A 13,675-nucleotide genomic window follows, 5' to 3' on the forward strand; every position below is an offset into this window, starting at 1 on the left:
TGTAGATAAAAGATGATTAAAGATTATCACAGTTTGATAACAACTTCAGATGAGGTTGCGTGATGAACTTATGAGAGAAAATTGCTTAGCTGTTTACGAAGAGAAAAAGCTAAGTGGCTAGCCTGATGAGAAAAGCCACATTTATAAGATAAAGAGTTCTAACTTTGAAGACTTTTTAACAAGTGTGTTCATAATAAAAACTAAAAATATAGAGCCATAAAGCTGACTACATTAGAGCAAGAATACCCACTAGAGACAGGGTAGAGAAAAGCCAAGTACGACTGATTACGCCAAAATTACTGTGTTGAATCATTTCTTGATGCTGCATATGTCTCTCCTTGAGAACGTGATGGTGTAACTACAATATATCGGCTTTTCGCCAAAACCAGCAAGCACATTAATATTAACCTTTTATGACAGCATCAAGAATATTCTGTAATCATTCACCCCTCTGATAAAACAGAAAATTATGCTCGACTGGTCGTCGAAAGCAGCGCGCCTGCACCGATAAAGACACCGCCAGTGACACGATTAAAAATCTTGGCTCTGCCTTTCGCAAACAGCCAGTTTGACGACTTCGCACCTAAATACGCGTACACCAATAGCCAAGACAACTCCATCACAGCAAAGGTTAAAGCAAACACAGCAAACTGGGGAAGCAGAGCAATCGATGGATCAATAAATTGAGGGAAAAGTGCGGTAAAAAATAGAATCGCTTTCGGGTTACTCGCGCCAACAATAAAACCACTTAAGTAGTGTTGCACCGCGCTTTCTTTAACAAGCTGAGAATCGGTTTGTTGACTGGATAGCTTGTCGTAATCTTGCTGGTTAGAACGTAAAGACTTCCAACCAAGGTAGATAAGATACGCAGCGCCTGTCCATTTAATGACATTAAACACCACTTCCGATGAAGCTATGATCACCCCTAAGCCGGTGAACGATAACGTTAAAATTCCGGTGATTGCCGTTAAGCTACCCAACGCGGTAAATATTGATAATTTAAAACCCGATTGCACACCTTTGGTCATGCACAATAAAGAACTTGGGCCTGGCGATGCCGTTAAAATCAGTACTGCCAACAAATAATAAATCCATGTATCAAAGCTCATCGCGAATTCTCCTTAACTCACTAAATCGGCTAAACATTAGTCACCAATATGTAATAGCTATGCATATTAGGCAACTAAATATTGAACATTATTTATTCTGCGTTGATTACTTAATCCCAAAATAACGGCAATAAAAAACGCCATGCATTGCTACATGGCGTTTAAATTAAAACGTTTCAAATAGAACGTCTTACCAAGTACTAAGCTAAAAACTAGCCATCATTACTTAGTCTTTGTAGATAGAGAACTCATCAGCGCAAGCTACGAGCTGCTCGCGAGTGATCATGAATACACCATGGCCACCGTTAGAGAATTCAATCCAAGTGAATGGAATCTCTGGGTACTGATCCATCATGTGAACCATTGAGTTACCCACTTCACAGATAAGAATACCGTCATCAGTTAGATAGTCTGGTGCGTTAGCTAGGATACGGCGAACCAATTTCAGGCCGTCAGTACCTGCTGCTAGGCCAAGTTCTGGCTCATGAGTAAACTCATCTGGCAGGCTGTTCATATCTTCTTCGTCCACGTAAGGTGGGTTCGATACGATCAGGTTGTATTTCTCTTTTGGCAGGTCACGGAAAAGATCTGAACGGATTGGGAACACTTGCTGCTCCATGCCGTGATCTTGAACGTTCTGCTCAGCAACTTGAAGTGCATCAGTAGAGATATCAATTGCGTCTACTTCAGCATCTGGGAATGCGTGAGCGCAAGCAATAGCAATACAACCACTACCCGTACACATATCCATGATGCGAGTTGGCTCTTCAGTTAACCAAGGTTGGAATTGAGCTTCGATCAGCTCACCAATTGGAGAACGAGGCACAAGAACACGCTCATCAACGAAGAACTCAAGACCACAGAACCAAGCTTTGTTGGTTAGGTAGGCCGTTGGTGTACGATCATTAATACGCTTAATTACGCGCTCAACAATACGCAGACGCTCGCTGCTCGTTAGACGAGAGTTCATTACATGCGAAGGAACATCAATCGGCAGATAAAGAGTAGGTAAGATAAGTTGTACTGCCTCATCCCACGCGTTATCAGTGCCGTGACCATAAAATAGGCCAGCTGCGTTAAAGCGGCTAACAGTCCAACGAATCACATCTTGAAGCGTGTGTAGTTCTGATACCGCTTCTTCTACAAAAATCTTATCCAAAATTGTCTCCGAAAAGCGCTACAATACTGCTAATTACGTTTCTAATTAGAATTCATAACCTGATGAGCAAAAAAGACACCGACTTCGATGACGATTTCGCCCTGTTCAACGATGCAGTAAAGGGCGTTAAAAAGTTGCAACAGGATACCATAGTCCAGCAGCCAAAAAGAAATGCCAAGCAAAAAGAAATTACTCGAACGGCAAGACAAGCCAGTGATAGCGAGTTTTATTTCTCGGATGAGTTCATTCCGCACCTTAGCGAAGACGGCCCAACACGTTATGCGCGTGATGATGTATCTAAATATGAGGTAAAGCGCCTGCGTCGTGGTGTCTACGTACCAGACGTGTATCTCGATATGCATGGTATGACTCAACAAGAAGCCAAACGTGAACTTGGCGCGATGATTGCGCACTGCGTAAAAGAGAGCGTGGCGTGTGCCTGCGTTCAACACGGTATCGGTAAACACATCCTTAAACAGAAAGTGCCGTTGTGGCTAGCACAACACCCAGACGTGATGGCTTTTCACCAAGCGCCATTAGAATTTGGCGGTAACGGTGCGTTGTTGGTACTGCTTTCGATTCCTGAGAAGTAATGCTGGTTTGCGAATCGCTCCATCACCAAAAACAAAAAGGGCACCTCAAATCATTGAGGTGCCCTTTTCACTTTAGTCTTCCAATTGAAAGGTTGTCTTCACTTTCACTATGGATTGATGTTCCAAAGTAACTCACCTTTCTGTGTTTCAAGGTTAAAGTCGATGCAGGCTAGGCCTGACGTTGGGAACATCGGCGGAGCCATGCCCGTTGCAAACTCTGCTGTTAGGTAGCCCACTAGAGGTAAATGAGAAACAAATAAAATGGTCTCTAGTTTTTCTACTTCAGCCATTGCCAAGGTCAAATCAAACACATCGTCGGACATTCCATAAGGCGTAATATCATCACAGGTTTCTACTTTCGTACCAGAAAACGCCTGAGATATCTCTAACCACGTCTCTTGAGCCCTTAAATATGGACTCACCAGCACTTTATCGAATTGACTAATCCCCTGCTCATTTGCAGCTTGTGCCACTGCAAGAGAAGCCATTTTCCCGCGCTTGGTCAACGCTCGTTCTGCATCCGAATCCGCAAAATGTTCTGCTTCACCGTGGCGCATAATGAATATTTTCATGTTCAATCCTGTCTTCGTAACATGTCGAAAGTCGATATATCCCATATATCAGCGAAACGCTACTTAGGTTTGGCTCTCAATCCAGAGAAACCGCAGTCAATATAAATAATTATATCAAGTCACTTGCCAAAGAGTTCGACTTTCTTAACAATCTTGTTAAAAGAAAATAAATTACTGATAAAAATCGATAAAAGTGATTTAGAAATCGCCAAAAAGCACTTCATATCCCAAAATATGATTACAAGGTTTGCACGCCGAATCATCGGGTACATAATTTAAAAACCACCTTCTCTGGAGATGCTCCTGTGCACTTAAGCCCAAATGATGAACATCAATACCGTTACATAACCTTAAATAACGGGTTACGCGTACTGTTAGTTCAGGACCAAAATGCTCAAAAAGCAGCAGCCGCATTAGCCGTTAATGTGGGGCACTTTGATGACCCTACAGACCGAGAGGGTTTAGCTCATTACTTAGAGCATATGCTATTTTTGGGAACTGAAAAGTATCCAAAGGTCGGAGAGTTCCAAAGTTTTATCAGCCAACATGGTGGTAGTAACAATGCTTGGACAGGAACAGAGCACACCTGCTTCTTTTTTGATGTTGAATTGAATGCGTTTGAAACCGCACTCGATCGCTTCAGCCAATTTTTCACCGCTCCCCTGTTCAACGAAGAAGCATTAGATAAAGAACGCCAAGCCGTTGATTCCGAATATAAGATGAAACTCAACGACGATTCGCGACGCTTGTACCAAGTTACCAAAGAACTGGTGAACCACAATCACCCATTCTCGAAGTTTTCTGTCGGTAATATCGATACGTTGGGCGACAGAAACGGCGAGACGATTCGACAAGAGATCTTATCGTTCCACCAGCAACAATATTCTGCAGACCTGATGACGCTGACTCTGTCTGGCAATCAATCCTTAGATGAGATGCAAGGCTGGGTTGAGGATCGCTTTAGCTCGATTACCAATCACAACCTGCAAGGCAAGAAGGTTGAAGTACCGATTATCGGCGAGTTAAGCACGGGCGTTCAAGTCCGTGTTGAGCCGATTAAAGAAGTGCGAAAACTTATCTTAACCTTCCCGATGCCAAGCATGGACGAACACTACGGTGTTAAACCACTGTCATTCTTCGCACACCTATTGGGTTACGAAGGAGAAGGTAGCTTGATGATGCAACTCAAAGAGAAAGGTTGGATAACATCCCTCTCTGCGGGTGGTGGGGCGAGCGGCAGTAACTACCGTGATTTCACGGTCAGCTGCTCATTGACCATCGAAGGTTTAACCAAAACCGATAACATCATCCAAGCGATATTTCAGTACATCAAATTAGTAGAACAACAAGGCATAGAAGAGTGGCGTTACCTAGAAAAACGTGCCGTTTTAGAGTCAGCTTTCCGCTTTCAAGAGCCAGCAAAGCCGCTTGATGTCGTCAGCCACCTTGTTATCAACATGCAACACTACCAAGAACAAGATGTAGTGTATGGCGATTACAAAATGTCGCATTTCGATGACGAATTACAACGTTCTTTGCTTCCTTATTTAAACGTCGACAATATGCGTGCAACCATTGTTGCTCAAGGTTTCGAGTATGACAGAGAAGCAAAATGGTATTTTACGCCCTACTCAGTCACGCCTTTTAGCGCAGAACAAGTTCAATGCTTTACGTGCATTAACCCCGGTTGGCAGTTTGAGCTCCCAAGTAAGAACCCATTTATTTGCTACGATCTAGACCCAACTGAGCTCGAAGGTGATGCTAAATACCCACAACTTTTAGAAGAGCTCGACGGCTTTAAGCTATGGCACCTGCAAGACCATCAATTTCGAGTACCTAAAGGTGTGGTATATGTCGCTATCGACAGCCCGCACTCAGTCGCCAGCCCGAGAAATATCGTAAAAACACGCTTGTGTGTAGAGATGTTCCTAGACTCTCTGGAAAAAGATACCTATCAGGCTGAAATCGCCGGTATGGGTTACAACATGTATACCCATCAAGGCGGGGTAACTCTCACTCTGTCTGGATTTAGCGAGAAACAGCCACAACTACTCAATATGATTCTTGAACGCTTCCAAGCTCGCGACTTTAGTCCAGCACGCTTCGAAACGATTAAGCATCAATTACTCAGAAACTGGAATAACGCGTCGCAAGATCGCCCTATTTCACAGCTGTTTAATGCGATGACTGGGATACTTCAGCCAAATAATCCGCCCTATTCGGTGTTAATTGAAGCTCTGGAAACGATAGAAGTCGATGAGCTCTCTTCTTTCGTTCAAGCAATCTTAGCGGAACTGCATGTTGAGATGTTTGTGTATGGCGACTGGAAGAAAGCCGATGCACACAAAATGGCAGAAACGCTAAAAGATGCACTGCGCGTTCAAGATCAGGCTTACGAAGAGTCGCTGCGTCCGCTAATTATGCTGGGTGAAAACGGCAGCTTCCAACGTGAGGTGGTGTGCAACCAAGATGATTCGGCAATCGTTGTTTATTACCAGTGCCCGGATATCTCGCCTAAAAACATTGCGCTGTATTCACTGGCAAACCACTTAATGTCAGCCACTTTCTTCCATGAGATACGAACCAAGCAGCAGCTAGGTTACATGGTAGGCACAGGCAACATGCCGCTCAACCGACACCCAGGTATTGTGTTGTATGTACAATCACCTAATGCTGCTCCAGCAGACTTATTAACCTCGATAGACGAGTTTCTCAACGCCTTTTATATGGTGTTGTTAGAGCTTAACGACTACCAATGGCACAGCAGTAAACGCGGCCTCTGGAATCAGATTTCGACACCAGATACGACTTTGCGAGGACGTGCTCAACGCTTATGGGTTGCAATAGGCAATAAGGACCTGGAATTCAATCAGAGAGAGCGTGTGTTGGAAGATCTTAAAGGTCTAACCCGCTCTGACATGATGCGCTTTGTGGTGAGTCAATTAAAACCACGCACCGCAAATCGTCTGATTATGCATGCGCACGGTAATGCCCATGATGAGGAAGAAAAGTTGTCGGCATGTGTGGAAATTGGCTCTATTGATGAGTTTCAGTTGCGCCCGAAAGACTGTGAACTAGGCTAGCCAGAGTATTATAGAAATCATAAGGTTGATGTAAAAGCATCAACCTTTTTTATTAGGTGAAGCACACTACTCTCTCCCGTCATTCCCGAGAATGAGGGACGACTGAATCGGGAATCTCCTTCCTTTCGCATGTTCCCATAAAAAATAAAGCCCGCATCAATTGCTTGAAGCGGGCTTTATAGTCAACGTACTAGAGAGTTACTTGTAAAAAGACTCATCCAGACCAGCACGTGTTAGTAGGCCATCACATGGCGCAAAACGATCACCGTACTTCTTAGCGAAATCGTTCATCATCTCAACCAATGATTTGATGCCGATTTGATCCATGTAACGGAACGGGCCACCAAGGAATGGAGGGAAACCGATACCAAAAATCGCACCAATATCGCCATCACGAGGGCTGCGGATAATGCCGTCATCTAGACAACGAACCGCTTCGTTCAACATAGGCAATACACAACGCATCGCAATGTCATTATCACTTAGCTTAGGCTCAGGTTGTAGCTTAAGCAGCTTATAAACTGACTTATCGACTTCTTTCTTCTTACCTTTGTAAGTGTAGAAACCTTTACCGCTCTTACGGCCTTTACGGTTGTCATTCAACAGAATATCGAACACATCAGGGCCTTGGAAGCGGTCACCTAGCTCATTAACCAGAATCGGAATAATCTTCGCGCCGATATCCACGCCAACCTCATCTAACAAGGTAATTGGGCCAACCGGGAAACCGAAGTCCAATAACGTGCTGTCGAGCTTTTCAATCGGCTCATTTGCCAATAGCAGATGTGCAGCTTCATTCATGTACGGGGCAAGAATGCGGTTAACATAAAAACCTGCCGTGTCTTTGACAACAATCGGCGTTTTTCCTTGCTTCTTCGCCAATGCTACTACCGTCGAGATAGTCTCTTCTGAAGTTGTTTCATGAGGGATAACCTCAACTAGCGGCATTTTCTCTGCAGGGCTAAAGTAGTGAAGGCCGACTACATTTTCTGGTCGCTGCGCCTTCTCCGCAATCTTATGAATTGGTAATGAAGACGTATTGGTCGCGAAGATAGTCTCTGGCTTGGCATTGGCTTCGATGTCCGAAACCATTGATTGCTTAAGGTCGAGATCTTCAAATACCGCTTCAATCACCACATCGGTATGGTTAAAACTGGTAAAGTCGATGCCACCAGACAGTTGAAGCATCTTACTTTCAAGGCCTGCTCGGCTCAGAATACGACGCTTACGCTGCTTATCGAACAACTTGAAGTTGTAGTTAAGCGCGTTCAGCACACCTTCATTTGATACGTCTTTGATGCGAACCGGTACTTTTGCTTTAGCTACACTCACATGGCTAATACCTGCGCCCATAAGTCCGCCGCCTAACACACCAACACGCTTAACCGCTTTTGGTTCTGCATCTGCACCGTGTTCTTTCTTCATTTCAGTAGTAGCAAAGAAGATAGAACGAAGTGCTTTTGACTCAGAAGTCATTACTAACTCAGAGAAACGCTTCGCTTCGTACTGAAGACCTTTTTCAAAGCCGTTCTCTAGGCCATAACGAATCACATCAAGAATCGCATCAGCTGCAGGGTAATTACCACGCGTTTTCTGATTGGCCTTCTTGGAAGCTTGCTCAAAAATCACCTTGCGACCAAGACCCGTGCGTGAAATAAGTTTCTCTTTGGTAGAAGCTTGGCTTTTAGACGCCAGACGCTTACCTTTTTTGCTACCCGTATTCTTTTCAACAAAACTTTTCGCTACTTCAAGCAAGATAGTTTCAGGCACACAAGCATCCACGACACCGAGCGATTTTGCTTTCTTAGCGCGCAGTTGTTTCCCCGTAAGAATAAGGTCGAGAGATGACAACAAACCGATAAGGCGAGGCAGACGCTGTGTACCACCAGAGCCCGGCAATAAGCCTAACTGCACTTCTGGCAGACCAAGACGAGTCTTATCTGAATCGGTACATACGCGGTAATCACATGCCAGTGCGAGCTCTAATCCACCACCTAAACATGGGCCATGAATCGCTGCGACCACTGGGTACGGTAGTTCAGACAAAGTTTGGAACATCTCCTGCCCTTGGCGAGCCAGAGATTGCGCTTCATCAGCCGTTTTACACGCATCAAGCATTCTTACATCAGCGCCAGCAATAAAGTTATCTGGCTTCAATGAATGAACGATTAAACCCTTAACTCGACTCTGTTTTTCTTTGAGTTGCTCGAAGATGGCTTTCATTTCTTCCGCAAAAGCCGCTTGCAGTGTGTTCATTTTCTCGTTTGGCACATCGATCGCTAACCAAGCTATATCTTGCTCGTCGATATTAAGAGTAAATGCTGTCGCTTTCTTTTTGGTTGATTCAGTCGCAGACGTTGCATCTGGTTGAGCGACTGTTTCTTTTTCTGTTGTTGCATCAAGAGTCGTAGACATTATTCTACCTCCAAGATCATTGCTGCACCTAAACCGCCAGCCGCACAAGCTGTGTTCAGTGCCAAGCCGCCACCGCGACGTTTCAGTTCACGTAATGTTTGAGTCATCATGCGCGCGCCAGTCGCTGCAAACGGGTGTCCGTAAGCAATTGAGCTACCCAGCACGTTGAACTTCTCCATATCAATCTCACCAATCGCTTTATCACGGCCAAGATTTTTCTGAGCAAATTCATCACTTGCAAACATTTTAACGTTAGCCAACACTTGGGCTGCAAATGCTTCGTGCATCTCAATCAGTGTTAGATCTGATAACTCTAGACCTGTGTTTTTCAAGACTTGCGAGGTCGCGTACGTTGGACCCATCAGCATATCCGTTTCAACACCAATCGCTGAGAACGCATAGCCACGAATATAACCAAGCACTTCTAAGCCTAGCTCTTTGGCTTTGCCTTCACGCATCAACATCACAGCTGCGCCGCCATCTGTAAGAGGCGTCGCATTGGCTGCCGTTACACTGCCGTACTTTCTATCGAACGCAGGACGAAGTTTGGCGTAACCTTCAACTGTAGAGTCATGACGAATGTTGTTATCTTCCGCTAGGTACTTTTTGTACGGTGCCGGAAATGCCGTCATGACTTCATCTTTAATCTTGCCTTCTTTCCATGCTTGAGAAGCCAAAGAGTGAGAACGGTGGGCAAGTGCATCTTGAGCTTCGCGAGTAATACCATGTGTCTTAGCCATCTGCTCGGCAGTTTGTCCCATAGATAAGCCGGTCGAATATTCGGCAACGGCAGGCGGTACTGGCATCAAGTCTTTTACTGAAAGTGCTTTGAGAATTTTCAGTTTTTGACCCATGGTTTTGGTTTTGCTCAACGCTAACAAATTAGCAGCAAGTTTTTTGGAAACTCCAATCGGCAATACAGAAGAAGAGTCCGCACCGCCCGCAATACCGACATCAATCGTGCCAGCCATAATGCTTTCGGTCACGTTGACTGCGGCTTGAAAGCTGGTCGCACATGCTCGGGTGACACTGTAGGCATCGGTATTGATGTCCATGCCTGTGCCTAACACGATTTCACGCGCGATGTTCGGCGCTTCTGGCATTTGCACTACTTGGCCGAACACGACTTGTTCGATAAGCGCAGGATCAACATCAGTTCTTGCAAGCATTTCGCTCACAACCATTTTGCCTAGGTCAACCGCAGGCACTTGGCTAAATTCTGTGCTCTGACGAGCGAATGGGGTTCGTAATCCAGCGACAACGGCAACACGTTCTCCGGAACGCGTTTTGACTTCCTGTTTGCCCATGGTTTCTCCTTAAAGTTAAGAGGTCTGACCTGAAGCATTGTAAAGAAGTTGTTAATTAAATCAAACGAGCGTTTAAATAAACGTGATACGAGTATCTCACTGTTTGAAAATATAACTGCAAATTCAGGCGAACCTTTTAGGGTGAAAGGTTGTCCTAAGAGACTAAACTATTGTAAGCAAAGACTGTTATCGCTTTGTAGGGAATGGTTTTCTTTAGGTAAAAAAAAACCACACAAGACTGTGTGGTCGGAATGTATATAAAGCAATTAACTTAACGCCAATTGAAATAATCAGTTTCCTGATTAGGAGAAAGTAAAGTCAGCCTTCAAAAGGAAGTGTCGCCTTGCTCAACATGCTAGCCACGAATGACTAACTAGACGACAAGGTGTACTATAACTTGTTCGAAGTCTTAGATTTTGAAGTAGATCAATTTTAATGTGATTTTACGATTTCCAGCCGATCGTTAGCTCTAAAAGCGAAACAGAATATAAAAACAAAGCACAACGTATAGAGGACAGCTATACGCAGAGCAATTATGGAGGCTCGTGTGTCAATAATAAAAATGTTTGGAAAGAAAACAGCCAAGCGTCCGGTCAACTCTGATATGGACAAACAAAGAAAATACGAAGCACTCGTACGTGCCTATCATCGTGACCTCTTTCGCTACGCCTATTGGTTATGCAAAGACAAAAGCATTGCCGAAGACTTAGTTCAAGAAACTTGCCTTCGCGCATGGAAGTCACTCGATAGTCTACAAGATGAAAAAGCCGCGAAGTCTTGGCTGATTACCATCTTGCGCCGCGAGAATGCTCGACGTTTTGAACGCAAACAGTTTGATCTGGTTGATATCGACGACCATGGTAATGATGCTAGTGTCAGTGATGACCCACACCATCAACACCAGTGGTTGCAAGCGCAGATCATGAAACTTGAAATCGATTACCGTGAGCCCCTCTTCTTGCAAGTGATTGGTGGTTTTAGTGGTGATGAGATTGCCGATATTCTCGATCTCAACAAAAACACGGTGATGACACGTTTATTCAGAGCTCGAAATCAGTTGAAAGAGCTATTGGATACAGAAGAGGCAGAGAGGGGGCAACATAATGGATGATTTGGAATTTCGTCGTCGTGTATTGTCGGAACCTAAACAACGTACACAAGATATTGTTGATGCGGCCGCGAATAGTGAAGCCAATAGTAACTTCTTAGACGATGTACTAGCGCTTGATAAACAGATCCACTCTGCAATGAATGTAGATGTACCAGACGATCTTGCTGATCGTATTCTGTTCAATCAGACCTCAAGCGAAGAAAGCAAAGTAGTCAGGCCTACGTTTGCGAGACGAGCAATGGCAATGGCCGCCTCGGTGGCGTTTGTTGCTGGTTTATTAGTTGGCCAAGTGAATTGGGGCAATGCATTTGTTTCACCCGCGCAAGCAAGCTTGGTTGATACAGCGATGAAGCATGTTGTTGATGAAAAGAGTTTTGTTAGTAACATCGATGAACAGGTCACATCGCAGCAAATCAACGCAAAAATGAATCCATTTGCTTTTCAGTTTGATGATACTTTCCCTTACCACGTCTATTACCTAAACCACTGTGGCTTTGGTAAATCCAACGCGGTACATATGGTCTTCCAAGGCGCAAAAGGCAAAGTAACACTGTTTTTAACCGGTATTCCAACAGACAAACCTATCGACTTTGATGAAAAAGGCATGTCCGGTTCGGTAACACCCGTAGATGGCAGCAGCTTAATCCTTGTTGGTGAAAATGGTGAGGATGTTTCTAAAATCGCCGAAAAACTGACAAAAATGATTAAACCGATGAGCTAGTTCGCTCTTAAAGCCCCGTCATAAAAGGCCCAGCAAGTATATCACTGATATTGCTGGGCTTTATTTATAAATAAACCGAAAAACCATTCACACCACCAATACCTCTAGAGTTAAAACTCTAAAAAACAGCATTTCGCACCATTTTCGTGCCAGATAGGCGTCATTTCCATAATTTTCTACTCAAAATTTCCAATGGTCGGATTTGTATATCGTATACTTGCGAATAGGATCAGCCACCATTGAGCAATTGCTCAAATTAATCGCCCTGTAGAGGCGGATATATAAAGGAATAAATGAATGACTACCAACAACACGCGTCTGTTTAAAAAGTCTCTTTTAGCAGTAACAATTACACTGGCGTCTTCGCAAGCGATGGCAGCAGGTTTCCAACTTAACGCACAATCAGCTACCGGCATCGGCCGTGCTTTCGCTGGTGATGCAGTAATCGCAGATAACGCGTCAGTAATGGCACGTAACCCTGCAGCAATGGCACTGTTTGACAAAACTGAGCTTTCTCTTGGTTTTGAAACAATCACTTCAATGATTGAAGTGAAAGATACTAGCTACAATACGCTTGGTGGCGCAATGCCAGTCGATAACGTTGATGATGTTGGTGATACTTCTGTAGCTCCAAACATTCACCTCATTGTTCCTGTTAATGAAAAGTTTGCTTGGGGTGTGAACGCTTACTCTAACTTCGGTACTAAAACTGAGTTTTCAGATGATTACCTAGCTAGTGAATATGGCGGTTTAACAGATGTAATGAGCATCAACTTCGGTCTTGCAGGCTCTTACCGTCTAAACGATCAATGGAGCTTTGGTGCTGGTCTTGACCTGATCTACGGTGAAGGCACAATGAAGCGTACTGCTGGTGTCGGCTTTGGCCCAGCCGCAGGACAAAAACTACTTGACGTAGATGGTGCAACTGGTTGGGCTGTTGGCTTTAACGTAGGTACAGTTTACGAGCTAGATGAAAACAACCGTTTTGGTCTATCTTACCGTTACAGCCCTGAGTTCACCGCGGAAGATGACAACGGTCAAGAAATCACACTGCCTCTACCAGATATGGCAGAGTTCTCTGGTTTCCACAAAATTGAAGACACTAAATTCGCTGTTCACTACTCTGTTCAATGGATTGGTTGGAGTGCATTCGACTCAATTGATTTTGAGAAGCTAGATCCTACTCAATCGACACTGGCTTACGCATTGAGCGGCGGCACAGGTGCGTACCAGAAAGATTACAAATGGCAAGATGGTTGGCACTACGCTATTGGTGGTACATACTACCTGAACACTGATTGGACGCTTCGTGCTGGTTACATGTACGACACAAGTGCACAAGATTCACTAACTTCTATCTCTGTACCAGATTCAGATCGTCAGTGGTTCTCTGCTGGTTTCACATACCACATTAATACCGATTCTAACGTAGACTTTGGTTTCACTTACCTACTAGGTGATGATACTAAAGTTGAAGAAAGCTTAGGCGCAACTTCTGTTAGCGCAACAACGCATGCTGATGCAATCCTACTAGGCCTGCAATACAGCCGCAGCTTCTAGCTTCTAATATAAGCTAAGTTATTAATCCCAAAGGGTCGCATTACG

The 13,675-nt window shown here is 44.3% G+C and carries 10 protein-coding genes; 5 read left to right on the forward strand and 5 right to left on the reverse strand.

The window, feature by feature from the left end; translation table 11 throughout:
* Positions 1-467: 467 nt before the first annotated feature.
* Both AB8613_RS04085 and prmB read right to left on the reverse strand, forming a co-directional pair.
* Positions 468-1,109, reverse strand: coding sequence for a LysE family translocator (locus AB8613_RS04085; RefSeq protein WP_285953347.1), 642 nt, complete (start codon positions 1,107-1,109; stop codon positions 468-470).
* Positions 1,110-1,335: 226 nt separating this feature from the next.
* Positions 1,336-2,268: a 50S ribosomal protein L3 N(5)-glutamine methyltransferase gene (gene prmB / locus AB8613_RS04090; RefSeq protein WP_017060640.1), complete on the reverse strand. Its 933-nt coding sequence runs from the start codon at positions 2,266-2,268 to the stop codon at positions 1,336-1,338.
* A 62-nt stretch (positions 2,269-2,330) separates the two neighbouring features.
* On the opposite strand from prmB, the gene smrB reads away from it, so the two are divergent.
* Positions 2,331-2,861: an endonuclease SmrB gene (gene smrB / locus AB8613_RS04095; protein ID WP_017633130.1), complete on the forward strand. Its 531-nt coding sequence runs from the start codon at positions 2,331-2,333 to the stop codon at positions 2,859-2,861.
* Positions 2,862-2,968: 107 nt separating this feature from the next.
* Here smrB and sixA read toward each other — a convergent pair whose 3' ends face one another.
* Entirely contained in the window at positions 2,969-3,433 is a 465-nt protein-coding gene (gene sixA / locus AB8613_RS04100) for a phosphohistidine phosphatase SixA (protein WP_017633129.1), read from the reverse strand.
* 305 nt (positions 3,434-3,738) lie between these two features.
* Here sixA and AB8613_RS04105 point away from each other — a divergent pair, with 305 nt between their 5' ends.
* Positions 3,739-6,516, forward strand: coding sequence for an insulinase family protein (locus AB8613_RS04105; protein ID WP_372384540.1), 2,778 nt, complete (start codon positions 3,739-3,741; stop codon positions 6,514-6,516).
* 198 nt (positions 6,517-6,714) lie between these two features.
* Here AB8613_RS04105 and fadJ read toward each other — a convergent pair whose 3' ends face one another.
* On the reverse strand, positions 6,715-8,931 hold the full coding sequence (fadJ, locus tag AB8613_RS04110; RefSeq protein ID WP_372384541.1) for a fatty acid oxidation complex subunit alpha FadJ: 2,217 nt from the start codon (positions 8,929-8,931) through the stop codon (positions 6,715-6,717).
* Positions 8,931-10,238 carry an acetyl-CoA C-acyltransferase FadI gene (gene fadI / locus AB8613_RS04115; protein WP_146491691.1) on the reverse strand — a complete coding sequence of 436 codons (1,308 nt, stop codon included), beginning with the start codon at positions 10,236-10,238 and terminating at the stop codon, positions 8,931-8,933. The genes fadJ and fadI overlap by 1 nt, the downstream gene beginning before the upstream one ends.
* 562 nt (positions 10,239-10,800) lie before the next feature.
* Here fadI and AB8613_RS04120 point away from each other — a divergent pair.
* The 3 genes from AB8613_RS04120 (at position 10,801) to AB8613_RS04130 (ending at position 13,630) form a co-directional block, all read left to right on the forward strand.
* Complete coding sequence (locus tag AB8613_RS04120; RefSeq protein ID WP_017060646.1) at positions 10,801-11,349, forward strand: sigma-70 family RNA polymerase sigma factor; 549 nt, start codon at positions 10,801-10,803, stop codon at positions 11,347-11,349.
* Complete coding sequence (locus AB8613_RS04125) at positions 11,342-12,070, forward strand: DUF3379 domain-containing protein (RefSeq protein WP_146491689.1); 729 nt, start codon at positions 11,342-11,344, stop codon at positions 12,068-12,070. Before AB8613_RS04120 ends, AB8613_RS04125 begins: the two co-directional genes overlap by 8 nt.
* A 297-nt stretch (positions 12,071-12,367) precedes the next feature.
* Positions 12,368-13,630 carry an outer membrane protein transport protein gene (locus tag AB8613_RS04130; protein ID WP_019824837.1) on the forward strand — a complete coding sequence of 421 codons (1,263 nt, stop codon included), beginning with the start codon at positions 12,368-12,370 and terminating at the stop codon, positions 13,628-13,630.
* The last annotated feature ends 45 nt before the right edge of the window (positions 13,631-13,675 follow it).

Origin of the sequence: Vibrio sp. BS-M-Sm-2 (assembly GCF_041504345.1) — a bacterium.
Lineage (GTDB): Bacteria > Pseudomonadota > Gammaproteobacteria > Enterobacterales > Vibrionaceae > Vibrio > Vibrio satsumensis.

Coding starts and splice junctions, on each gene's coding strand:
- AB8613_RS04130 (WP_019824837.1), top strand. CDS start 12,368: ATGACTACCAACAACACGCGTCTGTTTAAAAAGTCTCTTTTAGCAGTA.
- fadJ (WP_372384541.1), bottom strand. CDS start 8,931: ATGTCTACGACTCTTGATGCAACAACAGAAAAAGAAACAGTCGCTCAA.
- fadI (WP_146491691.1), bottom strand. CDS start 10,238: ATGGGCAAACAGGAAGTCAAAACGCGTTCCGGAGAACGTGTTGCCGTT.
- AB8613_RS04085 (WP_285953347.1), bottom strand. CDS start 1,109: ATGAGCTTTGATACATGGATTTATTATTTGTTGGCAGTACTGATTTTA.
- smrB (WP_017633130.1), top strand. CDS start 2,331: ATGAGCAAAAAAGACACCGACTTCGATGACGATTTCGCCCTGTTCAAC.
- AB8613_RS04125 (WP_146491689.1), top strand. CDS start 11,342: ATGGATGATTTGGAATTTCGTCGTCGTGTATTGTCGGAACCTAAACAA.
- AB8613_RS04120 (WP_017060646.1), top strand. CDS start 10,801: ATGTTTGGAAAGAAAACAGCCAAGCGTCCGGTCAACTCTGATATGGAC.
- sixA (WP_017633129.1), bottom strand. CDS start 3,433: ATGAAAATATTCATTATGCGCCACGGTGAAGCAGAACATTTTGCGGAT.